General features: G+C 53.0%; 31 protein-coding genes. 23 read left to right on the top strand and 8 right to left on the bottom strand.

What is annotated here, in order from left to right; all coding sequences use genetic code 11:
- The first annotated feature begins 309 nt into the window (after window positions 1–309).
- The 10 genes from SK50_RS11330 to SK50_RS11295 all read left to right on the top strand — a co-directional run bounded on the left by SK50_RS11330 (window position 310) and on the right by SK50_RS11295 (window position 5084).
- Window positions 310–669 (top strand): hypothetical protein, encoded by a 360-nt coding sequence (locus SK50_RS11330; protein WP_223832634.1) that lies wholly within the window; start codon window positions 310–312, stop codon window positions 667–669.
- Window positions 669–1496: a hypothetical protein gene (locus SK50_RS11325; RefSeq protein ID WP_048229422.1), complete on the top strand. Its 828-nt coding sequence runs from the start codon at window positions 669–671 to the stop codon at window positions 1494–1496. Before SK50_RS11330 ends, SK50_RS11325 begins: the two co-directional genes overlap by 1 nt.
- Window positions 1493–1951: a hypothetical protein gene (locus tag SK50_RS11320; RefSeq protein ID WP_053070545.1), complete on the top strand. Its 459-nt coding sequence runs from the start codon at window positions 1493–1495 to the stop codon at window positions 1949–1951. Before SK50_RS11325 ends, SK50_RS11320 begins: the two co-directional genes overlap by 4 nt.
- Window positions 1948–2091, top strand: a complete 144-nt coding sequence (locus SK50_RS23865) for a hypothetical protein (protein ID WP_156171091.1) — start codon at window positions 1948–1950, stop codon at window positions 2089–2091. The genes SK50_RS11320 and SK50_RS23865 overlap by 4 nt, the downstream gene beginning before the upstream one ends.
- Complete coding sequence (locus SK50_RS11315) at window positions 2088–2402, top strand: hypothetical protein (protein WP_053070544.1); 315 nt, start codon at window positions 2088–2090, stop codon at window positions 2400–2402. Before SK50_RS23865 ends, SK50_RS11315 begins: the two co-directional genes overlap by 4 nt.
- A gap of 2 nt (window positions 2403–2404) precedes the next feature.
- Window positions 2405–2668: a hypothetical protein gene (locus SK50_RS11310; RefSeq protein WP_048229420.1), complete on the top strand. Its 264-nt coding sequence runs from the start codon at window positions 2405–2407 to the stop codon at window positions 2666–2668.
- A gap of 10 nt (window positions 2669–2678) precedes the next feature.
- Window positions 2679–2948 (top strand): hypothetical protein, encoded by a 270-nt coding sequence (locus tag SK50_RS11305; protein ID WP_048229418.1) that lies wholly within the window; start codon window positions 2679–2681, stop codon window positions 2946–2948.
- 35 nt (window positions 2949–2983) lie between these two features.
- Window positions 2984–3247, top strand: coding sequence for an excisionase (locus SK50_RS23235; RefSeq protein WP_022650818.1), 264 nt, complete (start codon window positions 2984–2986; stop codon window positions 3245–3247).
- Window positions 3222–4364 carry a phage integrase Arm DNA-binding domain-containing protein gene (locus SK50_RS11300; RefSeq protein WP_048229417.1) on the top strand — a complete coding sequence of 381 codons (1143 nt, stop codon included), beginning with the start codon at window positions 3222–3224 and terminating at the stop codon, window positions 4362–4364. Before SK50_RS23235 ends, SK50_RS11300 begins: the two co-directional genes overlap by 26 nt.
- A 219-nt stretch (window positions 4365–4583) precedes the next feature.
- The gene (locus SK50_RS11295) at window positions 4584–5084 is read left to right on the top strand and encodes a YbaK/prolyl-tRNA synthetase associated domain-containing protein (protein WP_015570783.1); all 501 of its coding nucleotides are present in this window, start codon (window positions 4584–4586) and stop codon (window positions 5082–5084) included.
- A gap of 20 nt (window positions 5085–5104) precedes the next feature.
- On the opposite strand, the gene yoaI is transcribed toward SK50_RS11295, so the two are convergent.
- Window positions 5105–5206: a small membrane protein YoaI gene (gene yoaI / locus SK50_RS24150; RefSeq protein ID WP_017384693.1), complete on the bottom strand. Its 102-nt coding sequence runs from the start codon at window positions 5204–5206 to the stop codon at window positions 5105–5107.
- A gap of 286 nt (window positions 5207–5492) precedes the next feature.
- Between yoaI and SK50_RS11290 the strand changes: the two genes are divergently transcribed.
- From SK50_RS11290 to SK50_RS11280, 3 genes are all read left to right on the top strand, one after another.
- Window positions 5493–6824: a glycoside-pentoside-hexuronide (GPH):cation symporter gene (locus SK50_RS11290; RefSeq protein ID WP_048229416.1), complete on the top strand. Its 1332-nt coding sequence runs from the start codon at window positions 5493–5495 to the stop codon at window positions 6822–6824.
- 15 nt (window positions 6825–6839) lie between these two features.
- Window positions 6840–8876, top strand: a complete 2037-nt coding sequence (locus SK50_RS11285; protein ID WP_048229414.1) for a glycoside hydrolase family 31 protein — start codon at window positions 6840–6842, stop codon at window positions 8874–8876.
- 106 nt (window positions 8877–8982) lie between these two features.
- On the top strand, window positions 8983–9429 hold the full coding sequence (locus tag SK50_RS11280) for a DUF441 domain-containing protein (protein WP_017693614.1): 447 nt from the start codon (window positions 8983–8985) through the stop codon (window positions 9427–9429).
- Here SK50_RS11280 and SK50_RS11275 read toward each other — a convergent pair.
- A complete protein-coding gene (locus SK50_RS11275) occupies window positions 9413–10204 on the bottom strand; it encodes an AraC family transcriptional regulator (protein WP_017384695.1) in 792 nt (263 codons plus the stop codon). The two genes, SK50_RS11280 and SK50_RS11275, sit on opposite strands and share 17 nt — an antisense overlap.
- A 99-nt stretch (window positions 10205–10303) precedes the next feature.
- Here SK50_RS11275 and SK50_RS11270 point away from each other — a divergent pair, with 99 nt between their 5' ends.
- Window positions 10304–11491: a CynX/NimT family MFS transporter gene (locus tag SK50_RS11270; RefSeq protein WP_017384696.1), complete on the top strand. Its 1188-nt coding sequence runs from the start codon at window positions 10304–10306 to the stop codon at window positions 11489–11491.
- Window positions 11492–11522: 31 nt separating this feature from the next.
- On the opposite strand, the gene SK50_RS11265 is transcribed toward SK50_RS11270, so the two are convergent.
- Window positions 11523–12230 carry a CTP synthase C-terminal region-related (seleno)protein gene (locus SK50_RS11265; protein WP_045344203.1) on the bottom strand — a complete coding sequence of 236 codons (708 nt, stop codon included), beginning with the start codon at window positions 12228–12230 and terminating at the stop codon, window positions 11523–11525.
- A 151-nt stretch (window positions 12231–12381) separates the two neighbouring features.
- Here SK50_RS11265 and SK50_RS11260 point away from each other — a divergent pair, with 151 nt between their 5' ends.
- Window positions 12382–12726: a DUF488 domain-containing protein gene (locus SK50_RS11260; RefSeq protein ID WP_015570789.1), complete on the top strand. Its 345-nt coding sequence runs from the start codon at window positions 12382–12384 to the stop codon at window positions 12724–12726.
- Here SK50_RS11260 and SK50_RS11255 read toward each other — a convergent pair whose 3' ends face one another.
- Window positions 12727–13032, bottom strand: coding sequence for a hypothetical protein (locus SK50_RS11255; RefSeq protein ID WP_015570790.1), 306 nt, complete (start codon window positions 13030–13032; stop codon window positions 12727–12729).
- A gap of 80 nt (window positions 13033–13112) precedes the next feature.
- Window positions 13113–13367: a putative hemolysin gene (locus SK50_RS23705; RefSeq protein ID WP_045341642.1), complete on the bottom strand. Its 255-nt coding sequence runs from the start codon at window positions 13365–13367 to the stop codon at window positions 13113–13115.
- A gap of 311 nt (window positions 13368–13678) precedes the next feature.
- Between SK50_RS23705 and SK50_RS11245 the strand changes: the two genes are divergently transcribed.
- From SK50_RS11245 to yoaJ, 3 genes are read left to right on the top strand one after another with little or no spacing between them, the layout of a single operon-like run.
- Complete coding sequence (locus SK50_RS11245; RefSeq protein ID WP_045344202.1) at window positions 13679–14707, top strand: sensor domain-containing diguanylate cyclase; 1029 nt, start codon at window positions 13679–13681, stop codon at window positions 14705–14707.
- A 45-nt stretch (window positions 14708–14752) separates the two neighbouring features.
- The gene (locus tag SK50_RS23860) at window positions 14753–14851 is read left to right on the top strand and encodes a YoaK family small membrane protein (RefSeq protein WP_015570793.1); all 99 of its coding nucleotides are present in this window, start codon (window positions 14753–14755) and stop codon (window positions 14849–14851) included.
- Complete coding sequence (gene yoaJ, locus SK50_RS24275; RefSeq protein ID WP_015570794.1) at window positions 14852–14926, top strand: protein YoaJ; 75 nt, start codon at window positions 14852–14854, stop codon at window positions 14924–14926.
- Between the two features lie 53 nt (window positions 14927–14979).
- On the opposite strand, the gene SK50_RS11235 is transcribed toward yoaJ, so the two are convergent.
- A complete protein-coding gene (locus tag SK50_RS11235) occupies window positions 14980–15228 on the bottom strand; it encodes a GlsB/YeaQ/YmgE family stress response membrane protein (RefSeq protein WP_003857896.1) in 249 nt (82 codons plus the stop codon).
- A gap of 369 nt (window positions 15229–15597) precedes the next feature.
- On the opposite strand from SK50_RS11235, the gene yncL reads away from it, so the two are divergent.
- Both yncL and SK50_RS11230 read left to right on the top strand, forming a co-directional pair.
- Entirely contained in the window at window positions 15598–15690 is a 93-nt protein-coding gene (gene yncL, locus SK50_RS23850) for a stress response membrane protein YncL (RefSeq protein ID WP_071524166.1), read from the top strand.
- Between the two features lie 123 nt (window positions 15691–15813).
- A complete protein-coding gene (locus tag SK50_RS11230; protein ID WP_017693617.1) occupies window positions 15814–17313 on the top strand; it encodes an EAL domain-containing protein in 1500 nt (499 codons plus the stop codon).
- Between the two features lie 4 nt (window positions 17314–17317).
- On the opposite strand, the gene SK50_RS11225 is transcribed toward SK50_RS11230, so the two are convergent.
- Window positions 17318–17563, bottom strand: coding sequence for a YmjA family protein (locus SK50_RS11225; RefSeq protein ID WP_022650806.1), 246 nt, complete (start codon window positions 17561–17563; stop codon window positions 17318–17320).
- A gap of 75 nt (window positions 17564–17638) precedes the next feature.
- Window positions 17639–18889, bottom strand: coding sequence for an NADP-dependent isocitrate dehydrogenase (icd, locus tag SK50_RS11220; protein WP_003857898.1), 1251 nt, complete (start codon window positions 18887–18889; stop codon window positions 17639–17641).
- A 117-nt stretch (window positions 18890–19006) separates the two neighbouring features.
- Here icd and rluE point away from each other — a divergent pair, with 117 nt between their 5' ends.
- From rluE to mnmA, 3 genes are read left to right on the top strand one after another with little or no spacing between them, the layout of a single operon-like run.
- Window positions 19007–19669: a 23S rRNA pseudouridine(2457) synthase RluE gene (gene rluE, locus SK50_RS11215; protein WP_017693618.1), complete on the top strand. Its 663-nt coding sequence runs from the start codon at window positions 19007–19009 to the stop codon at window positions 19667–19669.
- A complete protein-coding gene (locus tag SK50_RS11210) occupies window positions 19669–20142 on the top strand; it encodes an NUDIX hydrolase (protein WP_032619915.1) in 474 nt (157 codons plus the stop codon). Before rluE ends, SK50_RS11210 begins: the two co-directional genes overlap by 1 nt.
- Before the next feature lie 40 nt (window positions 20143–20182).
- Complete coding sequence (mnmA, locus tag SK50_RS11205; RefSeq protein WP_032667904.1) at window positions 20183–21295, top strand: tRNA 2-thiouridine(34) synthase MnmA; 1113 nt, start codon at window positions 20183–20185, stop codon at window positions 21293–21295.
- Window position 21296 lies beyond the last annotated feature (1 nt).

Here is a 21296-nt window from a genome sequence, read left to right as displayed (position 1 = left end):
ACCACATGCTGTGTGTAGTCTTGGCGGTCGGCAGTTTTGAATGTCCTTATTGTCGACCGCCCCTTTTACACAACTGAAAGCGCGTTCAGCGTTCAACTTGAGAGGCCGTAGTCGTTAAATCAACTCAGGAGAACGCGCTTCCAATTGTGGAGAAGCTAACTGGCGGTGGCAGCCGCCCGTTTCACTAAGTGCCCTGGTTGGGTGCTTATTAAAACGAAACCCCTTTATTTTTTGTCGCCAATCGGCGAGGGATTCGTGCAACCAAAATTCAGCGCTGTGCAGAGCGCGTATAACACGGAGAAACTATCCATGACTAACACACAGAACGTCACCGAGTTACAACCACGCATGACCCGGGAGCAGCTGATTGACGCAGCGCGTAAGGCAGCCCCTCTCCTTCCGCCAGCTTATTGCGGCATTATGAAAGAACTGGCTAACCGCCTGGACTATACCAGCGTCGCGCTTTGTGAAGCGATGGCTCAGCGTAAGGAACTGGCTGTTCAGAACGCCACGTTGCGTGAAGATGTCGCAAGCTGGGCCAAAGAGTGTGACCGCATTGTTGAACGCCACACGAAGATCAGAACAAATATGCATTTACTGGAAGCCCAGCGAGAACTACGTGAGTTGTCTACCGTCGTCATTTCCCAAAATAGCGAGGTGGCTCTCTGATGGCTAACTCATTCAAGCAAATGACCCGTGACGGGACCATCAAGCGCACCGATACCGGGATGTTCATCAGCCTCGACCAAATCCATGTGCGGGAAGGTTTCAACAAACGCGAAGATGATGAACGTACCCGCCAGGCAGATGATGACCTCTTCAACTATCTGATGAACGGTGGCTCCGTTCCCCCGCTGGAAGTTATAGCCCGTGATGAAGGTGGAGTGTGGGTTGTTGAAGGCCACCGTCGTCGTCGCTGCTATGCGCGTTGTGCAGAAGCTGGTAAGCCAGTAGACCGCATCCACATCATGCCGTTCAACGGTAGCGATGTTCAGCGCCTGGCGCGCATCATGACCAGTAACAACCAGCTCCCGCTATCCGATATGGAACAGGCAGCTGTTATTCAGGAGCTTCATAACGCCTTCAACCAGACCACCAGCGAGATAGCAAAACTGGTCAACAAGTCTGTCCCTACTGTCGAAAAGCTTCTGCTTCTTAGCACAGCCAATCACGACGTTCAGAAAGAAGTTAAGTCCGGGACCGTGTCTGTAGATGTGGCCGTTGACCGAGTAAAAGAGTTTGGCGAAAAGGCCGGTGAGGTTCTTCAGAAGGATAAAGCTTCTGCTGCTGCCAAAGGTAAGAAGAAAGTCACCCGCAGCGTTATAGCGCCAGAAATTAGCGTTAAGAAAGCGCGTCGCCTTGTAGAGCTGATCAGCCTGGCGGGTATAAGCGACACAGGTGTTATCTATCTCAAAGGATTGGTCCATGCAGAAGTCGTGGAAATCATCGACGAGCACAAAGCTATCGCCGTTCAGCGTCATGGAGCAGCATCATGATTACCGAAAAAGAAAACGTTTTTTATTGTGACTGCGGATTCTCCTTTGAGAGGGGGCGCAGCGGTGCGCATAGCTGTGAAACTGGTTTGCGTAAGAAACTTGCCGAATCAGAAGCCAAGCTCGCTGCGCTGGCTGCGGAGAATGCGTGGCTGAAAAATGCAATCACCGCAGTAAGCAAAACATCAGAAGAGTGTGAGATTAACGGTGACGAATTGAAATATGTCGTCGAGCCTTCCGAATTTGATGCGTTGACTGATTTGCTGGACGAAACACCAGCGACCGACGCTTTCCTGGCTGAAGTGCGGGCGCAGGGTGTGGAGATGTTTGCCGCACATAAGCGAGAACGACAGCAGGCTCTGCGTAGCCGAAGCATGAGGATGTCTGAAGAGGCTGCTGGCATGGCCGCTGATGCTGAGAACTTCGCCGACGAGCTTCGCAAAGGAGTGCAGTCATGAGCAAGCCAGCCAAAGAAACTAATAACGTTCCTGAGTGGATGAGACCGACTAGGAAGCTAACAGAATCAGAGCGAAAAGAAGTTCGCGATGCAATTCGTGCTTATGTCAGCCGCCGGAAAGCAGAAGGAGCAGCCAAATGAACAACAAGCACCAATTATTAGGCGTGCCGAAACACGCCAACCAGCACCGTCTTTCACGTCTTACTATGGAGGTTCATAGCGATGAGCTTCGGATAGTGGCGTCAGAAGTAGAGAGCTATACAGACGAGTTGATAGCAGCGCTGGAAGCCGCAGAGAAGCGGATTGCTGAGCTTGAAGAGCTGGAGGAACTATTTCTACGCGCAAAAGCTCTGATGCATCAATCAGGTGGCACGCCAATCGAAAGCTCGCTTAATCCGGTAGATGCATGGCTGTATGAAGCAGAAAACGCCACAGCCGGGAAAGGAGAGTGAGTATGGTTAAGTTGACCAAAAAAGAACAGGCATGGATCGATGAATTGCAAGAGGTGCTTGACCGTTGCCCATCACCGAAAAAAATCGGTTTTTACACCATCGGCGATCCAAATATTCACCTGTATGACCTGCGCAAATACAAAGAAGTTGAAGAGGCATTAGACATGGGCAAAGCGTCCGACTGGTCTCCGGCGTGCCGTGTTGCAGGGGCGTACATTGAAGGGACGATCGATTTCCCATCGCCCGTTGAAAGCACCGCAGGATGAGGACTAATCCATGAGCACTCTCACTAAAGACTGGCTCCTGAAGACAATCGCTGTGCTTGAAGAAGAGCGCGATGCGACGCCAGGAGTAGTAAACGAAGATGCGGTGATGGCGCTTGAGGCGATGAAGATTGCTCTGGCATCGCTGCTTTATGGTAAAGCCGAACAAACAAACTACCGCGCTATTGTTGAGCGGATAGCTGAAATCGTTCACGGAAAAGTTACTGATATCGATCTGCTTACGGTAACAATTAAGAGCATGAAAGATAATTTGCAGAAATAAACACCGGGTGCAGCCGGTTAAGTGGAGAGAAACGCATGGGGCAGTTAGTAACACTTCATGAGTGGGCATCTGGTCCTAATGGATTCAAATATCCATTAAGCAACTCAGCATTAAACAAAATAGCAAAGACCAAACAGACTTATCCGCCAGCCTTAAAGCAAGGTCGACGCTGGGTTATAGATGAAGATGCTCGTTTTGTTGGCATGGTTGGCAGTGTTGATATTTCGTCATCATTATCAGACAAGGCCCGCCAGTTAGTGGAGAAAGCAATAAATGGCAGCTCGCCCCAGAAAACATAATGTCAAAATACCCAACCTTTACTGTAAGTTAGATAAGCGTACTTCAAAAATTTATTGGCAATATCGCCACCCTGTAACAGGTTCATTTATTGGATTCGGAACAGATGAGGAAGCGGCAAAAGCTGCTGCAATCGAGATGAACCGTATAACCGCAGAACAAGAAACTCAGCAATCTTATGCTCTGATTGATATGGCAATGAAGAGCTCAGGGAAAAAGGATCAAGGTATACGTGTTTCTGAGTGGATTAAAAAATATATCGAAATTCAGATGGAAAGGTTGCGTGACGGTGAGATAAAAAACCCTACTGTAAAATCCAGACGATTATGTTCTCAGATTCTCGCAGATAGAGTGCCAAACCTTCGCCTGAAGGATGTTGATACAAGACTCATTGCAAAAATTATTGATGAATATAAGGCAGAGGGAAAGCACAGAATGGGCCAACTGATAAGAAGCGTACTAAACGACGTGTTCAAAGAGGCACAGCATGCTGGCGAGGTTGATCCTGGCTACAACCCAGCCTTAGCTGTAAAAAATCCAATAGCCAAAGTAAAACGAAGCAGACTTAGCATTGAACAATGGAAGTTGATTTTTGAAAGCGCAGGCTCTTTACCTCCTTGCGCTCAAAATTCTATGCTTTTGGCTTTAGTAACCGGGCAAAGGATAGGTGACATAGTCGAGATGAAGTTTAGTGACATTTGGGATAATCACCTTCATGTTACCCAAAATAAAACCGGAATGAAGTTAGCTATCCCCTTAAATTTAAGGTGCGATGCAATCGGGTTGACTCTGGCTGATGTTATTAGTAAGTGTCGCGATAGAGTAGTAAGCCCTTATCTGATCCACCATGTTAAGCATCACGCTTACGGTAAAGCGGGATCTCACGTTCCAGAAAAAACGATATCAAGATATTTTAAGGAGGCAAGAGATAAAGCAAATATTACCTGGCCTAAGGATTGCACTGCCCTTCCGCCGTTTCATGAACAGCGCTCGCTTTCATCAAGAACATACAAAGCTCAGGGTATAGATGTCAAAACTCTTTTAGGGCATAAAACCGAAGCAATGAGCGTAATGTATGGAGATGATCGTGGTCTAGAATGGAAAAAAGTTGTGATTTAAACAGGGAGTTTTGGGGAATTATTTTGGGGATGTTTTGGGGAAAGAGTTTTATAAATTAAATTCAGTCACTTAGAATTTAGCGAATTGCTCCAGAAACAGTCGTCCACCAGCAACGCATGACCCAACAGCCAGCGCACCCGCTGGCTGTTTTCTTTCAGCCCTCTCCGTCCCGTGCTAATGTAGCAAGCTACGTATTGGCAAATCACAGGTGAAATCGTTATGTCTGATGACGTGATCGGGACGACGACCCATCAGCGGCTAATCAGCTTATTAACCGAGCAGGAGGCGCGCTTTCGCGTGGTGGCGCATGAGGCCGTTGGGAAATGCGAAGCGGTCAGTGAAATTCGCGGGACCGATCTCCGGCAGGGTGCAAAAGCACTGGTCTGCAAGGTAAAAGGCAACGGTGTTAAGAAACATATTCTGGCAATCCTCGCCGCCGATCGGCAGGCCGATCTGAGCCTTCTGGCCAGTCATTTCGGTGGGCTAAAGGCCTCTCTCGCCAGTCCGGCTGAAGTGGATGCGCTTACCGGCTGCGTCTTCGGCGCCATTCCCCCCTTCAGCTTTCATCCGGATCTGACGCTGGTCGCCGATCCGCTGCTGTTTGAGCGCTTCGATGAGATCGCCTTTAACGCCGGCCTGCTGGAAAAGTCGGTGATTATGGACACCCAGGACTATCTGCGTATCGCCCGTCCTGAACTGGTGACGTTCCGTAAACAATAAATACTGCGGCTGGCTAACGGTCAGCCGTTTTCCAGCAGCAGCACGGAAGCAATCAAAATAATCGCGATAATAAAAAACGATGAGGAGATAATCAGCGTTTCGACAAACATAGGATCGTTCATGATGCCCTCTGCTTTGCCCATTTGCCTCTTTTTTACCCCCGCACAATGACAGTTAAATGACAATGACGCGTCCGTGAAATGACTATTTTTTCGCTGAAACGATTCGCTGTTACCTATCCTCCACCGTATAAAGTCACTGTTTAAATATATTATTTGTTACCGGTATCACGAAAAGAAATTTACGTAACCCCGATGCCAGATCTCGCAATTGTTAACCTTTTCATCATGGTTAACCCTGTTTACGGAGCACCTCAAAAATAAACCTTACACTGGCAAGGTGAATACAATGACCGAAATAATTACCCGTAAAGAAAAGATCAGTTATGGGTTAGGCGATATGGTGAGCCATATTGGGCTGGATAACGTCATTATTTTTCTGACGTTTTACTATACGGACGTGGTGGGGCTACCTGCCGCATTCGTGGGCACCATGTTTCTTCTGGCGAGAACCGCCGATGCCATAATAGACCCGGCGATGGGCTATATCGCAGACAGGACGCGCACGCGCTGGGGCAAATTCCGCCCCTGGATGCTGTGGCTGGCGCTGCCCTTTGGCGCAAGTTGTCTGCTGACCTACGCCGTTCCGGCGTCGCTCGACCTGCACGGTAAAATGATTTTCGCCACCGTCAGCTATACCCTGATGATGCTGATGTATACCGCAATCAATATTCCCTATTGCTCCATGGGCGCGGTGATCACGCCCGACAACGATGCGCGAATTTCCCTCCAGTCCTATCGCTTTTTCCTGGCCACGCTGGGTGGCGCGCTGTCGACATTCTTTATGATGCCGCTCGCAGAGTTTTTAGGCGGCGATGATAAATTACTGGGCTACCGCTGGGCGATGGCCATTATGGCGACCATCGCGGTCATCATGTTCTGGATCTGCTTCGTCAATACGCGTGAACGTATTAAGGCTCCCGCTACCCACAATAATTATCTTGCGGAACTGCGGGATTTATTACGAAACGACCAATGGCGGGTTGTCGCCGTCCTGGTATTAACCAACATTGGTTTTGGCGTTATTCGCCTTGGCGCAATGATGTATTTCGTCACTTATTATCTCGGTAGCGCAAGCTATTTTATGTGGATGCTCGGGGCGCATATTCTCGGGAAAGCCGCAGGCAGCGCGCTGGCCAAACGTCTGACGCAGAACGTCAGCAAAGTACAGATGTTTGGATACTGTTCCGTACTGGCGGGGGTACTCAGCATCGCCCTGTTCTTTGCGCCTAAGTCAGTGCTTATTCTGGTGCCCATGACGTTTATCGTCTCCACCCTTTACCAGGCCACCACCACGCTGATGTGGGTAATGATGGCGGACGTCGCCGATTACGGCGAATGGAAACAGGGCAAACGGATGGACGGCGTGATCTTCTCCACCTTCCTCGCCGTACTCAAGCTGGGGATGGCGATCAGCGGCGCGATTGTTGGCTGGACGCTGGGCTTAAGCGGCTATGTCGCCAATGCCCCGGAACAGACCACCACGGCCATGTACTGCATCATCGCCCTCTTCACCGTCGTGCCTGGCGTCTTGTCACTCTGCGCGTTTGCCACGCTGCGCTGGTACAAGCTCGACGACAGCACAATGCAATCCATCCATCTTGCCAAACACCCTGTTTAGAAGGACGCGTTTTCCATGAGTGAGCTGATCCAACATTCCAACAGTATCGAATGGCGTTTTGAACGCCAGATCCTGCGTATTGAACCGTGGGGTGAAAACAGCCTGCGCGTCAGGGCCACCTGCTCCCCGACTTTTGATGACGCCTTACAGGCACTGTTGCCCGCCGCCCCTTGCCAGGCTGAGATTGTCACCGAAGCGGAAAGCCTGACGCTGCGCAACGGCAATATTACCGCGACGCTGAACCTTAAAGGTCAGCTGGCCTTCTACAATCAGCGCGGCGAACTGCTGCTGGAAGAGATGTGGCGCCAGCGTTCAACGGTGGGTATCGGTGCCAGCGAGAAGAGCCAGGATAAATATGTCAGCGCCCTGAAGCTGGATGGCCGCGAATTTAAGCCGCTAATGGGGGGGAAATATCAGCTCACCGTCCGGTTTGAATCGCGTCCGGATGAACGCATCTATGGCATGGGTCCGTATCAACAGCCGTGGCTGGATCTGAAAGGCTGTACGCTGGAACTGGCACAGCGCAACTCCCAGGCCAGCGTGCCCTTTATGCAGTCCAGCCTTGGCTATGGCCTGCTGTGGAACAACCCGGCGATTGGTGAAGCCAGCTTTGCAAAAAATCAGACGGAATGGCGCGCCCGCGTCACAGGAGAAATGGACTACTGGATCACCGCCGCCGACACGGTGGCGGATATCACCCGCCAGTATGTGAAAGCCACCGGTACTCCGCCCTCCGCCCCGGCGTTTATCAGCGGGCTGTGGCAGTGCAAATTACGCTACCGCACCCAGCAGGAGGTGCTGGAGGTTGCGCGGGAGTATCGCCGCCGTAATCTGCCGCTGTCGGTGATGGTCATCGACTTTTTCCACTGGCCGAATCAGGGCACCTGGTGCTTCGACCCCGTAGACTGGCCCGATCCTGAAGGGATGGTCGACGAGCTGCGCGAAATGGGTATTGCGCTGATGGTGTCGGTGTGGCCAACGGTAGAGGCGCGCAGCCCTCTCTACCCGCTGATGAAAGCCAAAGGCTGGCTGGTCAGCAGTGAACGTGGCGTGCAGGTCAACCTCGATTTTATGGGCAATACCACCTTCTTTGATGCGACCCATCCTGAGGCGCGGAAATTCGTCTGGGATACGGTGAAGAAAAATTACTACGACATGGGCATTAAGCTGTTCTGGCTGGACGAAGCCGAACCGGAATACCGCGCCTATGATTTTGACAACTATCGCTACCACGCCGGTCCGGTGCTGGAAGTGGGTAATCGCTACCCGCGTGACTTTGCGCAGGGCTTTTACGATGGGCTCCAGGCAAATGGTGAAACCGACATTGTTAACCTGGTACGCTGCGCCTGGGCAGGCAGCCAGCGCTTCGGCGTGCTGGCGTGGTCGGGTGATGTCCACTCCTCGTTCCATGCTTTTCGCAATCAACTCGCCGCGGGACTGAATATGGGGCTGGCGGGGATCCCATGGTGGACAACCGATATCGGTGGCTTCCAGGGAGGGAACGTTAACGACCCGGCGTTCCACGAATTGCTGATCCGTTGGTTCCAGTGGGCGGTGTTTACACCGGTTCTGCGCATGCACGGCTATCGCGAACCGCAGATCCAGCCCCCGGAGCGCTACCGTGACGGCATTCCTCAGTGTAACAGCGGTTCGCCTAATGAGCTGTGGAGTTACGGAGAAGAGAATTACGCCATCATGCAGCACTGGCTTACCGTCCGCGAAACCCTGCGCCCGTATATTGACGCGTTGTACCAGCAGGCTCATCTGCACGGAGACCCGCTCATGCGTCCGCTGTTCTGGCACTATCCGCAGGATAAGCAGAGCTGGGCGTGTGAAGATCAGTATCTGTTTGGCGAAGATCTTCTGGTGGCGCCGGTTATGCAGGCCGGTCAGCGTGAGCGCGATGTCTGGTTGCCGACGGGCAATAGCTGGGTCGCTCTCAACGGTGAGCGCTACGCCGGTGGGGAGCATATCCGGGTGCCTGCGGCGCTGGAAACCATCCCGGTGTTTATCCGCGAAGGGAGTCCGCTTATCCAGCAGCTGGTGGACTGACGTCAGGCAAGTGCCCAAAAATAGACAATTTTTTCAGTAAAGCCTGCCTGCCGTCGCGTTTGCGCGTAAAGTAAGCAGGCTTACTATTTTTGGCAAGGATCCCGTCATGTTCGACCCTACTCTGCTCATACTTCTGACCCTGGCTGCTCTGGGTTTTGTCAGCCACAACACCACCGTCGCGATTTCCATTCTGGTCCTGATCATTGTTCGCGTCACACCGTTGAATACCTTCTTCCCGTGGATAGAAAAACAGGGGCTTACCATCGGGATCATTATTTTGACCATCGGCGTGATGGCCCCGATTGCCAGCGGAACGCTACCGGCCTCAACGCTGCTGCACTCCTTTGTAAACTGGAAATCGCTGGTGGCGATTGCGGTGGGCGTTTTTGTCTCATGGCTTGGCGGGCGCGGCGTGACGCTGATGAGCAGCCAGCCTTCACTGGTGGCCGGGCTGCTGGTGGGCACCGTGTTAGGCGTGGCGCTGTTTCGTGGCGTGCCGGTTGGCCCGCTGATTGCTGCCGGACTGGTTTCGCTGTTTATCGGGAAGTCGTAGTCAGGCTGGCGATATAGCGAGCGGGCGTCTGTCCCAGTCCTTTCTTAAACATGGTGATGAAGGCGGTGGTGGAGTCATACCCCAGCGCCTGCGCCGCCTGCTGAACCGACTTTCCGCCGATCAAAAACTGCAATGCGACAATCAGCTGGAGCTGGTGCCGCCAGCGGCGAAAGCTCAAGCCAGTCTCTTTCACCACCAGCCGCGCCAGATTGCGTTCGCTCATGGCAAAGTGGCTGGCCCACTGCGCCAGCGTCTGCCAGGCGGCAGGTTCGTTTGCCATGGTCTCACTCATCAGGCGAATTTTTGGATGCGGAGATACCGGCAGCTGTAGATGCTCCTGCGGTTGCAGGGGCAGTTCATCAAACAGGACGTCAACCAGCCTTCCGGTAGCGGGAAGAGGCAGTTCCTCCCGTGACCTGTCCGCAAGCGCCAGCACCAGCTCCCGCACCAGGGGCGATATTTTCAGCGTACAGGTACGCGTCGGCAATTCGAGCGCACCGGGTTCAATAAACAGCAGACAGAGCTGCGCGCCGGGCGTCGCCTTGTTGCTGTGCGGCGTTTGTCCCGGGATCCACACCGCATACTGGGGCGGCACCATCAGCATCGCGTTCTCCACTTCACAGGTGATCGCGCCACCCAGCGCCATAATCAGCTGCCCTTTGCGGTGCTGATGCAGCGGAATATATTGTTCCTGTGCCACCACGCGGATGCGAAAGGCCACCGCCGCGTCGTGCTGGCTATCGGGATCGTAGCCATCGAGCCCCAGTCCGTACATAAAGTTGTCCGATATTAGCGATAAACTGTCATTTTAGCCTGATTTCAACCACGACTTAAATCGGTATGGTATGCGCTCGCCTGAACGTAAGAGACAATAATGACTACTGCTATTCAACCTTCCGGGAAACAGGGTGCGCTGCTGATTGCAGGCATCCTGATGATTGCCACGACGCTGCGCGTCACCTTTACCGGTGTCGCCCCCCTGCTCGATACCATCCGACAGGACTATGGCTTAAGCACGGCGCAAACCGGCCTGCTCACGACGCTGCCTCTGCTGGCCTTCGCCTTTATCTCTCCCCTTGCCGCAGGCGTCGCCCGGCGCCTGGGCATGGAGCGCAGCCTTTTTATCGCTCTGCTGCTGATTTGCATCGGGATTGGCGTACGTTCGCTGCCGTCGGCCTCGCTGCTATTTATCGGTACGGCGATCGTGGGCTGTGGGATTGCGCTGGGCAATGTCCTGCTACCTGGCTTAATCAAACGTGATTTTCCGGGCCAGGTCGCAAAACTGACGGGGGCTTATTCGCTGACGATGGGAGCCGCTGCTGCCGCAGGGTCGGCGCTGATCGTCCCGCTGTCGCTGGGGAGTGGTGGCTGGCACGGGGCGCTGTTGATGCTGATGTTCTTCCCGCTGGTGGCGCTGCTGCTGTGGTTACCGCAATGGCGCCAGAAGCCGGCCGCCACCCTGACCGGAGCGGGCGCGCTGCACAATCGGGCTATCTGGCGCTCGGCGCTCGCCTGGCAGGTGACGCTTTTTCTGGGCATTAACTCGCTGATTTACTACGTCATTATCGGCTGGTTACCCGCGATTTTGCTTAGCCATGGCTACAGCGAAACGCAGGCTGGCTCCATGCACGGGCTTCTCCAGCTGGCAACCGCGGTTCCCGGTCTCGCCATTCCGCTGATCCTGCACCGTCTTAACGATCAGCGTGGCATTGCCGGGCTAGTCGCCCTGATGTGCGCCGTCAGCGCGGCCGGGTTCTGGTTCGCGCCGGGGCTGGCCGTCGTCTGGACGCTGGTGTTTGGCTTTGGCTCCGGCGCCACCATGATCCTCGGCCTGACGTTTATCGGGCTGCGCGCCAGCTCGGCCCATCAGGCCGCGGCGCTCTCCGGCATGGCACAGTCGATTGGCTATCTTCTGGCGGCCTGTGGCCCACCGCTGATGGGGAAAATTCATGATACCGCCGGAGACTGGCGCATTCCGCTGCTCGCCTGCGCGCTGGCCGCGGTGGTGATGGCGTTATGCGGTATGCTTGCCGGGCGTGACCGGGAGATCACACCCCGCTGACATTCAAGGCAGACCCGGAGGTCTGCTTTTTTTATCCCTGCGCCGCCCGCAGCATGGCCTGTACCAGCACGACCGGGCGCCCTTGCAGCGCGGCCCGCTCATGCTGGAACAGGGTGAGGACAAAGAAAGGATGGGTTACCAGCTCTGCCGCGCGGATCTCGCCCTGCTCGTCCCAGCCCGTTACGCGCATGTCGCCCCGCTCAAGCTGGTCGGCAAACTCAGGTGAGACTCCGTAATTGCAGTGATACCCCTCCTGAATTTCCGGCTTGCCATACGCTTTAGCAATCAGCGTGTTATTCCGCAGCTCGATCGCGTCGGTTTTTTCCACCAGCGAGCAGGTCAGCGGCGCAATTACCATCCTTCCCTCGGTGTCGGTTTCGGCATGGCCTGCATCGTGCCAGCCCAGTACATTACGCGCATACTCAATCAGCGCATGCTGGAACCCGCCGCAGGTGCCGAGAAAGGGGATGCTGTTCTCACGCGCGTAACGGGCCGCAATAAACGCCGCCTCGGTGTTTTTATACGGGCTTGCCGGTACCAGCCAGATGGCATCGTACCCGACCAGGTCTTCGGGGCTGGTCAGCTCAGGCGTGGCGAGCCAGTCATAATCAGCGGTGAGCTCCAGAACCGCAGCGGCGTCGTCAATCGCCAGCGGGATCGCCTGGTGCGCAATAACATCGGGATTGTAATCACCAACCAGCGCAATGCGCAGCGTCGTTTTAACCGGGGAGAGTTCCATCAGAGATTCCTTATGCCGGAGGATTTTCAGATAACATAAGGAACCTCAGACTACCGATCTTTTGCAATTATCACAATACCTTAAATTGGGTGGATAAAAGCCGGGTGCTATAGTGTTCTTGCAGAACGTCGTAAGGAAATGAGGAGGACCCATGATTCAATGTAAACGCGTGTATGAGCAGGCGACCTCAAAAGACGGTTACCGGATCCTGGTCGACAGACTCTGGCCGCGAGGGATAAAAAAGACCGACCTCGCCTGTGACGAGTGGTGTAAAGCGCTAACGCCGTCCAGCGAACTGCGAAAAGCTTTTCACAGTGAAACGATAGATTTCACCGCGTTCAGTGAAGCCTATCGTAAAGAGCTGGCGCAACATCCGGATGAAGGCAAACGCCTGGCGGCTCTCGCCAAACAGCAGACCGTGACGCTACTCTATGGGGCGAAAAATACGGAGCAGAATCACGCGCAGGTACTGGCGGACTGGCTGCGTAAACTGTGATTAACCGATCGCCAGCTCATCCACGTTGTGTGGCATCTCGTCGGGAGTAAGCGGCATCAGATGTTCCGGGCGAACAAACGCAAAACCGTGCTGATTATCAAAGGCGTAAACATCACCGGTGACCAGCCACAGCGCACGCGCTGACGTGGCGGGTAATTGCGTCATGACGCCGTTAACCGGGTTCACAAAACGCTGGCCCGGCTGACAAAGTCCAAACAGCTCGACGGATTTACCGATATTTCGACGGCCTGCCGCCGTACGCGCACCCACGATCATCGCCATGCTGCCCGGTTTTAACTGAAACATACTTCTTCTCGCAAAAGTACTGCCAGAAACTGGCTAAGAATAATCCTAAAGAGAAGTGTATCGCAGTTTTATTGCCGTTGTCATCTGGTCGGTTGCGGGTGATCGCGGCGGTAGAGATCCCATTCATCGATCACTTCCCCGTCTGGCAATTTGCACTCGGTACGTACGCCCTGCGGGCTTTGAACAGGGATTTGCTCTCCCCCTTTCTCCAGACAGTACACTGACGCCGGGTTTGCCATACCAATAGCGTGCGGCGGTTGAGGCGCATCAGGAGGGGTTGTCTTTGTTGAGCAGGCGGCCAGCGGTAAAACCAGCGCCAGGAGAAGATATTTCATTATCATGATCCTTCAGGGTGTAAAAATGTCAGAGTAACGGGTCATCGCCGTTTTCTCCATGATTTCTCCATTAAACCTGCACGATTCCCCCTTATAGTGATGCCTGTTCTCACACTGACCAGAGAACATCATTCCGTAATCAAGATGTTTTGCCCCGATCTCAACATCGGGGCTTTTTTTAGTCTTCCCCTCATCTGCCTTCAGAAGAATCTATAAAATTAATCCTGTTCATGTTTTACTATGACCGGAGTCTATATTTTCAGCATAACATGCAGATACAGAGGTCTTCTGCATGGGAGTCATCCTGCCTCATGTCAGATATCATTCTTGCCCGTGTTTCAGAAACCCTCTCCACTGAGCAATCTCTCGACAGTCTGGTGCGTCAGCTACTGGAAATGCTGGAAATTGTGACGGATATGGAATCAACCTACCTGACGAAAGTCGATATCAATGCGCGTTTGCAGCACATTTTATATGCCCGTAACAGCAAGCAAATGCAGATCCCGGAAGGGTTCAGCGTGCCCTGGGACGAAACACTGTGTAAGCGCGCCATCGACAGCGACACGTTGTTCAGTAACGAGGTGCCCGACCGCTGGCCGGAGTGTGAAGCGGCCAAAGCACTGGGCATTACAACCTATATGAGCGTGCCGGTTCACCTGGCTGACGGTTCTCTGTATGGCACGCTTTGCGCTGCCAGCACCGCACAGAAACAGTTCAGCGAGCGTGGCGAGCAGGTGATCAGACTCTTTGCCGGTTTAATTGGTCAGTACATTCAGAAAGAGTCGCTTGTGCTTCAGCTTCGCGAAGCAAATGCGGCGCTCATTGCTCACTCTTACACCGACGCCCTCACCGGCCTGCCGAATCGTCGCGCCATTTTTGAAAACCTTACCACCCTGTTCTCACTGGCGCGCCATCTTAACCGCAACGTCATGATGGCCTTTATTGACCTCGATGATTTCAAGCGAATCAATGACCAGTACGGGCATGAGGCGGGCGATCGCTTCCTCGTACAGGTCGGCAAGCGGCTGACTCACGAGCAAACGCAGGATGAGATTATTGGCCGGCTCGGCGGCGATGAATTTCTGGTTGCCAGCCTGAGTCACAGCGATGATGGCGACGCCAGTACAGAGGTCAACGCAATCAAAACCCGCCTCAATGGTCTTATTGCGGGCGAATACGGGTTAGGCAATGCCACTATTCTTTATCCCGGCGCAAGCCTTGGCGTCGTTATTGTTGATCCTCACAGCACGGATGAAGATAGCGCCCTGCGCACCGCAGACCTCGCGATGTATCAGGATAAAAAAGGAAAAAGCAAAACAGGCTTTGTCGCGTTAGATTAAAACCGTACACTCTACGGCCTTATACAAACTCAAACAGGTGATGGCATGAGAATAGGGATCCTCTTTCCGGTGGTTATTTTTATCACAGCGGTGGTGTTTTTAGGCTGGTTTTTCCTTGGCGGTTACGCCGCGCCGGGGGCTTAAATGAGAAAAACGACCATCATCATGTTGATTGTCGCCATCGTGGCCGTCGCCGGTACGCAGTTAGGCTGGTGGTAACGCCCAAAGTAAAAAGGCCGCCGTCAGGCAGCCTTTTTTAACACAGGTCAGATTTAGCTTTTGATTTTTCTGTAGATAAACAGAACAACCAGCGCGCCAATCACCGCGACGACAAAGCTGCCGAAGTTGAAGCCATCAACTCTGCCAAAGCCGAACAGGGTACTGATCCAGCCACCGACGACTGCACCCACAATCCCCAGAATGATCGTGACGATGAAACCGCCGCCATCTTTGCCCGGCATAATCCACTTCGCCAGGATCCCCGCAATCAGCCCAAAGATAATCCAGGATAAAATTCCCATAGCTTTCCTCTCTGTATGGTTTTTGTCATTAAATCAACGACACAGAAAAGGATAGCACAGGATCTGAGAAAGGAAATTTGTGATAAGAATCACACGGTTTGTTTGATTAAAATATGAGCAGTAAAAAAATGCCGTTCCACACTCATCGTGGGGTTGCATCTTTTACTGAGAAAGATTATCTTTCTCATTACTGAATAGTTGAGCAAATCACTCAGGTATTCAGTACGACATTGCTCACATTGCTTCCAGTATTTCTTGCCCACTCTTGAGTGGGCTTTTTTTTGCCCGAACCCACCAAAATCTGGCGTTTCTTCAGTGGAGGTGAAACGCTATTCTCTGTGGCTACTGAACAACAAAAACGTTGATAACATGAACGTATCAAGCAAGTTTGTCATCTGCCTTAATCTTGTTTCTGCCAGTACGTTACTGCTACTGCTCTCAACACGGTTTGAGTGGTTCTGAGATGAAAGGAGCCTGGCATGGTGGCTTTCCTTTCGATTCCGTGCAGCCTCAACTCTCATACTTGTAGCTTTTATGACCTGTGTTAAGATCCCTGCACCTCAGACGTGGTGGGACAACAGGAAAATGAAGAAGGCCATTGCCGTTGCTATCATCTCAACCTTTATGGTCGTCCTGTCGCTGTATGCGGTTAACGCCATTATCGCTGAGCAGCAAAAGAACCGGCAGAGGGAGATCTCCCACACGCTCTTAAGCTATTCTGAAGAGTTAACGCAAAATATCGCCAGTACGCTTAAAAATACCTCCGCGCAGGGATGCGATAGCGCCAGTCTGAACGTCTACCGAAAATTAAAGATGCGAAGTCTCTATTTCGCCGATGTGGGGTTTATTGAAAAGGGGAAAATCACCTGCACCGCGTTTTGGGGCAAGCTGGCAAATCCCATCGCCCTTCCCTCTGAGCTGCATAATACCCAGAACGGATTCAGCCTGGCGCAGTTTTCGCAGAAAGATTTCTTTGTCGGCAATGCAACAATCTATAACCACCTTATTATCTTCACCTCCCGTTCAGCCTACGATAAATTTGCCCCCGTTACCGCCAACTATTCGCTTCGTTCTTCCACTAAAGATTTCGGCCGCACCTTTTTCACCGTTACGCCGCCATCAGAAAACTTCAGCCGCTTACAGTCTCTGTTATTTACGCTGGCTGTGACAGAGTGCAGTACACGCTGGGATTTGTGCGTTACCGTCACACACCATGATGCCGGACTGGCTTCGCTCTCCCACGTAGTGATGGTGCTTCTGTGCTTGTTTTTATACTTTATCTGGGTATCCCTGACGCTGTTTTCTCTTCGACTTTATGAAGACCGACGTTCTCTGGAACGAACGCTGGTCAAAGCGGTAAAAACGAATACCATCAGCGTTCATTTTCAGCCTGTTATTCGGGTTGCTGATAAGAAAATCGTCGGGGTTGAAGTGTTATCAAGATGGCAGGATAACAATCACAAAGAGGTTTCTCCTGAGCTGTTTATCCCGTTAATTAAAAAAATTGGCCTGTATAACGTTTATTATCAGAACATGATAAAGAAATCCCTGGCGGAAATTGCCGCGCTGGCCGCTGAACATCAGTTAATGATTTCACTGAACGTTGGCCGGACGGAAATTGAAGACGGCAAATTCCTGGCGGTATTACGTTATGCATGCTCAGAGAACGCGATTCCCTTATCGTTAATCAAAGTTGAGTTATCTGAGAATGGCGTTTCCACCTCGGCCATCCTTGAAGTGTTTTGTGAGGAGCTTAAATCGGCAGGCGTCAAAATTTCAATAGACGATTTTGGTGTGCAAAACTCTAATCTGGCCAGGCTCTCAAATCTCAAATATGACGAAATCAAGGTGGATAAGTCGTTAGTGGACGGCATCAGCGAGCACTATAAACAGGATATCCTGGTGATCTTCAGCGACGCGCTCGCTAAACTGCACAAAACCCTGGTTTTTGAAGGGGTTGAAAGCGAAACGCAATATCAGTTCATCGCGCAGAGATACCCCGATGCCCTCGTACAAGGCTGGTACTTTTCAAAGTCGCTAACCCGGCACGACCTCGCCAGGCTGCTGGCAGACTCAGCGCGATGACGCGTTATTCATTGCCCCACTGATTCAGGAAGTTCGCAATATCGTCAATGCGCGCTTCGTCTATCTCCGCCTGGACAGCCATCTCCCGCTGCGCCTCTTCACTGATTTCCTCATTGTTGTATAAGCGAGTGAGCAGCAGCTGGAAATAGTGTGCCAGCGGCGTACGCTCTGCCTCTTCTACCGGTTTCGCCGTTTCAGTCGCATACTCGTCGACGATGTCATAATACTTGAGCGGGATATCATGGGTCATAGCGTTGTTTCCGTGTTGTGTGCATAAAAAACGGGAACCCTCAGGCTCCCGTTGTCATTTAACCCAGCGAGTGGATTACATGTTCGCGATAATCGCGTCGCCAAACTCTGAGCATTTCAGCAGTTTAGCGCCTTCCATCAGACGTTCAAAGTCATAGGTGACGGTTTTCGCGTTAATCGCGCCTTCCATACCCTTAACGATCAGGTCTGCGGCTTCGAACCATTCCATATGACGCAGCATCATCTCTGCGGACAGAATGATAGAGCCTGGGTTGACTTTGTCCTGGCCTGCGTATTTAGGTGCAGTACCGTGAGTTGCTTCGAACAAGGCGCACTCGTCACCGATGTTCGCGCCCGGGGCGATACCGATACCACCCACCTGCGCGGCCAGCGCATCGGAGATGTAGTCACCATTCAGGTTCATACAGGCGATCACGTCATACTCAGCAGGTCGCAGCAGGATCTGTTGCAGGAACGCATCGGCAATCACATCTTTAATGATGATCTCTTTACCGGTGTTCGGGTTCTTAATTTTCTGCCATGGGCCGCCGTCGATCAGTTCACCGCCGAACTCTTCGGTCGCCAGCTGGTAGCCCCAGTCTTTGAACGCGCCTTCGGTGAACTTCATGATGTTGCCTTTGTGAACCAGGGTCACAGAGTCACGATCGTTGGTGATAGCGTATTCGATGGCGGCACGCACCAGACGCTTGGTCCCTTCTTCGGAGCATGGCTTGATGCCGATGCCGCAATGCTCAGGGAAGCGAATTTTCTTCACTCCCATCTCTTCGCGCAGGAATTTAATCACTTTTTCTGCATCAGCAGAGTCCGCTTTCCATTCGATACCGGCGTAGATGTCTTCTGAGTTTTCACGGAAGATAACCATGTCGGTCAGTTCCGGGTGCTTAACCGGGCTTGGGGTGCCCTGGTAGTAACGCACCGGACGCAGACACACATATAGATCCAGTTCCTGACGCAGCGCCACGTTCAGGGAGCGAATGCCGCCGCCAACTGGCGTGGTCAGAGGGCCTTTGATAGCAACGCGATAGTCGCGGATCAGGTCCAGCGTTTCGGCTGGCAGCCAGACGTCCTGGCCATAAACTTGAGTCGATTTTTCACCGGTGTAAATTTCCATCCAGGAAATTTTACGCTCGCCTTTGTAGGCTTTCTCAACAGCGGCATCAACCACTTTCAGCATTGCCGGGGTAACGTCTACGCCGATACCGTCGCCTTCAATGAACGGGATAATCGGGTTGTGAGGAACGTTAATCTTGCCGTTTTGCAGGGTGATCTTTTTACCTTCCGCCGGAACAACTACTTTGCTTTCCATTAACCTCTCCTTCGAGCGCTTCTGGTTGTTACTGATCTTATGTTAATAAATTGTAATGAGCCTTCCGATAGTACCTGATTGTCCGACGCCATGAAAGGTCTTCGTTATTAGGCTATAATGCGGCAATTGATAACGCCTGAAAATACCATGACGAAAACTTCTTTTAGAAAACACCGGGTTGAGCGATTCAGCTCACGACAAGCCACCAGAAGAACGCCAGAACCCCAGCCAACGCGGGTCATACTGTTCAATAAACCCTACGATGTATTGCCACAGTTTACCGACGAGGCCGGGCGCAGCACGCTGAAGGACTTTATTCCCGTTCAGGGAGTGTACGCGGCGGGACGTCTGGATCGTGACAGCGAAGGGTTGCTGGTGCTCACCAATGACGGCGTGCTCCAGGCCAGGCTCACTCAGCCGGGCAAGCGTACCGGGAAAATTTACTTTGTGCAGGTTGAAGGCGAGCCGGACGACGCGTCGCTGGCAAAACTGCGTAACGGCGTAACGCTGAACGACGGTCCCACCCTGCCGGCTGGTATTGAGCGCGTGAATGAACCCGAGTGGCTATGGCCGCGCAACCCGCCGATTCGTGAGCGGAAATCCATTCCCACCAGCTGGCTTAAAATCACCCTTTATGAAGGCCGCAACCGACAGGTCAGGCGCATGACTGCGCATGTGGGCTTCCCTACCCTGCGACTCATTCGCTATGCCATGGGCAGCTACACGCTGGACTCGCTGGCAAACGGGGAATGGCGGGATGTTACCCCTAAGGAGAACTGATGTTTAAACCTCATGTTACGGTCGCCTGCGTGGTCCATGCGCAGGGGAAATTCCTGGTGGTGGAAGAGACCATCAACGGCAAAGCGCTGTGGAACCAGCCTGCCGGGCATCTTGAAGCCAATGAAACCTTACGCCAGGCGGCAGCCCGTGAGCTGTGGGAGGAGACGGGTATCCGCGCCGAACCGCAGCATTTTATCCGTATGCATCAGTGGATAGCGCCTGACCAGACGCCTTTCCTGCGCTTCTTATTCGCCGTTGAACTTAACGAAACGTGCGCCACTGAACCGCACGACGACGATATCGATCGCTGCCTGTGGGTGACTGCCGAGGAGATCCTGAACGCGCCAAACCTGCGTTCGCCGCTGGTGGCGGAAAGCATCCGCTGCTGGCAGTCTGCGGCGCGCCTGCCGCTGGATGTCATTGCAGAATTTAACTGGCCGTTTACAGAGGGTGTCAATGGTGGGGGGGCGTGATAGAATACGCCGCCTTGAAGTTCAATGTCGTGAGTATTCCATGTCAGATAACAGCCAGAAAAAAGTAATCGTCGGCATGTCCGGCGGTGTCGATTCCTCCGTTTCCGCCTACCTGTTGCAGCAACAGGGCTATAAGGTGGAGGGCCTGTTCATGAAGAACTGGGAGGAAGACGATGGCGAGGAATACTGCACTGCCGCTGCGGATCTCGCCGATGCGCAGGCCGTGTGCGATAAGCTCGGCATCGAACTGCACACCGTTAACTTTGCCGCAGAATACTGGGACAACGTTTTTGAACTCTTCCTCGAAGAGTACAAAGCGGGCCGCACGCCAAACCCGGATATCCTGTGCAACAAAGAGATCAAATTCAAAGCCTTCCTGGAATTCGCCGCGGAAGACCTGGGCGCAGACTACATTGCGACCGGCCACTACGTGCGTCGCGCGGATGTGAATGGCAAAAGCCAGCTGCTGCGCGGCCTGGACGGCAACAAAGATCAGAGCTACTTCCTCTATACGCTGAGCCACGAACAGATTGCCCAGAGCCTGTTCCCGGTCGGCGAGCTGGAAAAGCCGGAAGTGCGTAAGATTGCTGAAGATCTGGATCTGATCACCGCGAAGAAAAAAGACTCCACCGGTATTTGTTTTATCGGCGAGCGTAAATTCCGCGAGTTCCTGGGGCGCTACCTGCCTGCACAGCCGGGCAAAATCGTCACCGTTGACGGTGACGAGATTGGTCAGCACCAGGGGCTGATGTACCACACTCTCGGCCAGCGTAAAGGTCTGGGAATCGGCGGCACCAAAGAGGGCAGCGAAGATCCGTGGTACGTGGTCGACAAAGACGTCGAAAACAATATTCTGGTTGTGGCTCAGGGTCACGACCACCCGCGCCTGATGTCCGTTGGACTGATCGCGCAACAGCTGCACTGGGTCGATCGCGAGCCGCTGAAAGGCACGCTGCGCTGCACAGTGAAAACGCGCTACCGCCAGACGGACATCCCTTGCACCGTAACCGCACTGGATGACGATCGCATTGACGTGCGTTTCGACGAGCCGGTTTCCGCCGTTACCCCTGGCCAGTCTGCTGTTTTCTACCGCGGCGAAATTTGCCTCGGCGGTGGGATCATTGAACAGCGCCTGCCGCTGCCTGCTGTTTAAA

This window comes from Enterobacter sp. BWH64, assembly GCF_001037645.1.
Taxonomy (GTDB): Bacteria; Pseudomonadota; Gammaproteobacteria; order Enterobacterales; family Enterobacteriaceae; genus Enterobacter; species Enterobacter hormaechei_C.
Note: the sequence above shows the minus strand (reverse complement) of the source record. Positions and strands in the feature narration are given on the sequence as shown.

What these genes read in the sequence shown, in the direction of transcription:
- SK50_RS11270 (WP_017384696.1), top strand. Translation starts at nt 10,304, where the DNA reads ATGACTACTGCTATTCAACCTTCCGGGAAACAGGGTGCGCTGCTGATT.
- SK50_RS11260 (WP_015570789.1), top strand. Translation starts at nt 12,382, where the DNA reads ATGATTCAATGTAAACGCGTGTATGAGCAGGCGACCTCAAAAGACGGT.
- SK50_RS11290 (WP_048229416.1), top strand. Translation starts at nt 5,493, where the DNA reads ATGACCGAAATAATTACCCGTAAAGAAAAGATCAGTTATGGGTTAGGC.
- SK50_RS11320 (WP_053070545.1), top strand. Translation starts at nt 1,493, where the DNA reads ATGATTACCGAAAAAGAAAACGTTTTTTATTGTGACTGCGGATTCTCC.
- mnmA (WP_032667904.1), top strand. Translation starts at nt 20,183, where the DNA reads ATGTCAGATAACAGCCAGAAAAAAGTAATCGTCGGCATGTCCGGCGGT.
- SK50_RS11210 (WP_032619915.1), top strand. Translation starts at nt 19,669, where the DNA reads ATGTTTAAACCTCATGTTACGGTCGCCTGCGTGGTCCATGCGCAGGGG.
- SK50_RS11300 (WP_048229417.1), top strand. Translation starts at nt 3,222, where the DNA reads ATGGCAGCTCGCCCCAGAAAACATAATGTCAAAATACCCAACCTTTAC.
- SK50_RS23860 (WP_015570793.1), top strand. Translation starts at nt 14,753, where the DNA reads ATGAGAATAGGGATCCTCTTTCCGGTGGTTATTTTTATCACAGCGGTG.
- SK50_RS11285 (WP_048229414.1), top strand. Translation starts at nt 6,840, where the DNA reads ATGAGTGAGCTGATCCAACATTCCAACAGTATCGAATGGCGTTTTGAA.
- SK50_RS11275 (WP_017384695.1), bottom strand. Translation starts at nt 10,204, where the DNA reads ATGTACGGACTGGGGCTCGATGGCTACGATCCCGATAGCCAGCACGAC.
- SK50_RS23235 (WP_022650818.1), top strand. Translation starts at nt 2,984, where the DNA reads ATGGGGCAGTTAGTAACACTTCATGAGTGGGCATCTGGTCCTAATGGA.
- SK50_RS11265 (WP_045344203.1), bottom strand. Translation starts at nt 12,230, where the DNA reads ATGGAACTCTCCCCGGTTAAAACGACGCTGCGCATTGCGCTGGTTGGT.
- SK50_RS23705 (WP_045341642.1), bottom strand. Translation starts at nt 13,367, where the DNA reads ATGAAATATCTTCTCCTGGCGCTGGTTTTACCGCTGGCCGCCTGCTCA.
- rluE (WP_017693618.1), top strand. Translation starts at nt 19,007, where the DNA reads ATGCGGCAATTGATAACGCCTGAAAATACCATGACGAAAACTTCTTTT.
- yoaI (WP_017384693.1), bottom strand. Translation starts at nt 5,206, where the DNA reads ATGAACGATCCTATGTTTGTCGAAACGCTGATTATCTCCTCATCGTTT.
- SK50_RS23865 (WP_156171091.1), top strand. Translation starts at nt 1,948, where the DNA reads ATGAGCAAGCCAGCCAAAGAAACTAATAACGTTCCTGAGTGGATGAGA.
- yncL (WP_071524166.1), top strand. Translation starts at nt 15,598, where the DNA reads ATGAACGTATCAAGCAAGTTTGTCATCTGCCTTAATCTTGTTTCTGCC.
- SK50_RS11280 (WP_017693614.1), top strand. Translation starts at nt 8,983, where the DNA reads ATGTTCGACCCTACTCTGCTCATACTTCTGACCCTGGCTGCTCTGGGT.
- SK50_RS11310 (WP_048229420.1), top strand. Translation starts at nt 2,405, where the DNA reads ATGGTTAAGTTGACCAAAAAAGAACAGGCATGGATCGATGAATTGCAA.
- SK50_RS11255 (WP_015570790.1), bottom strand. Translation starts at nt 13,032, where the DNA reads ATGTTTCAGTTAAAACCGGGCAGCATGGCGATGATCGTGGGTGCGCGT.
- SK50_RS11235 (WP_003857896.1), bottom strand. Translation starts at nt 15,228, where the DNA reads ATGGGAATTTTATCCTGGATTATCTTTGGGCTGATTGCGGGGATCCTG.
- icd (WP_003857898.1), bottom strand. Translation starts at nt 18,889, where the DNA reads ATGGAAAGCAAAGTAGTTGTTCCGGCGGAAGGTAAAAAGATCACCCTG.
- SK50_RS11305 (WP_048229418.1), top strand. Translation starts at nt 2,679, where the DNA reads ATGAGCACTCTCACTAAAGACTGGCTCCTGAAGACAATCGCTGTGCTT.
- SK50_RS11245 (WP_045344202.1), top strand. Translation starts at nt 13,679, where the DNA reads ATGTCAGATATCATTCTTGCCCGTGTTTCAGAAACCCTCTCCACTGAG.
- SK50_RS11315 (WP_053070544.1), top strand. Translation starts at nt 2,088, where the DNA reads ATGAACAACAAGCACCAATTATTAGGCGTGCCGAAACACGCCAACCAG.
- SK50_RS11295 (WP_015570783.1), top strand. Translation starts at nt 4,584, where the DNA reads ATGTCTGATGACGTGATCGGGACGACGACCCATCAGCGGCTAATCAGC.
- SK50_RS11225 (WP_022650806.1), bottom strand. Translation starts at nt 17,563, where the DNA reads ATGACCCATGATATCCCGCTCAAGTATTATGACATCGTCGACGAGTAT.
- SK50_RS11230 (WP_017693617.1), top strand. Translation starts at nt 15,814, where the DNA reads ATGAAGAAGGCCATTGCCGTTGCTATCATCTCAACCTTTATGGTCGTC.
- SK50_RS11325 (WP_048229422.1), top strand. Translation starts at nt 669, where the DNA reads ATGGCTAACTCATTCAAGCAAATGACCCGTGACGGGACCATCAAGCGC.
- SK50_RS11330 (WP_223832634.1), top strand. Translation starts at nt 310, where the DNA reads ATGACTAACACACAGAACGTCACCGAGTTACAACCACGCATGACCCGG.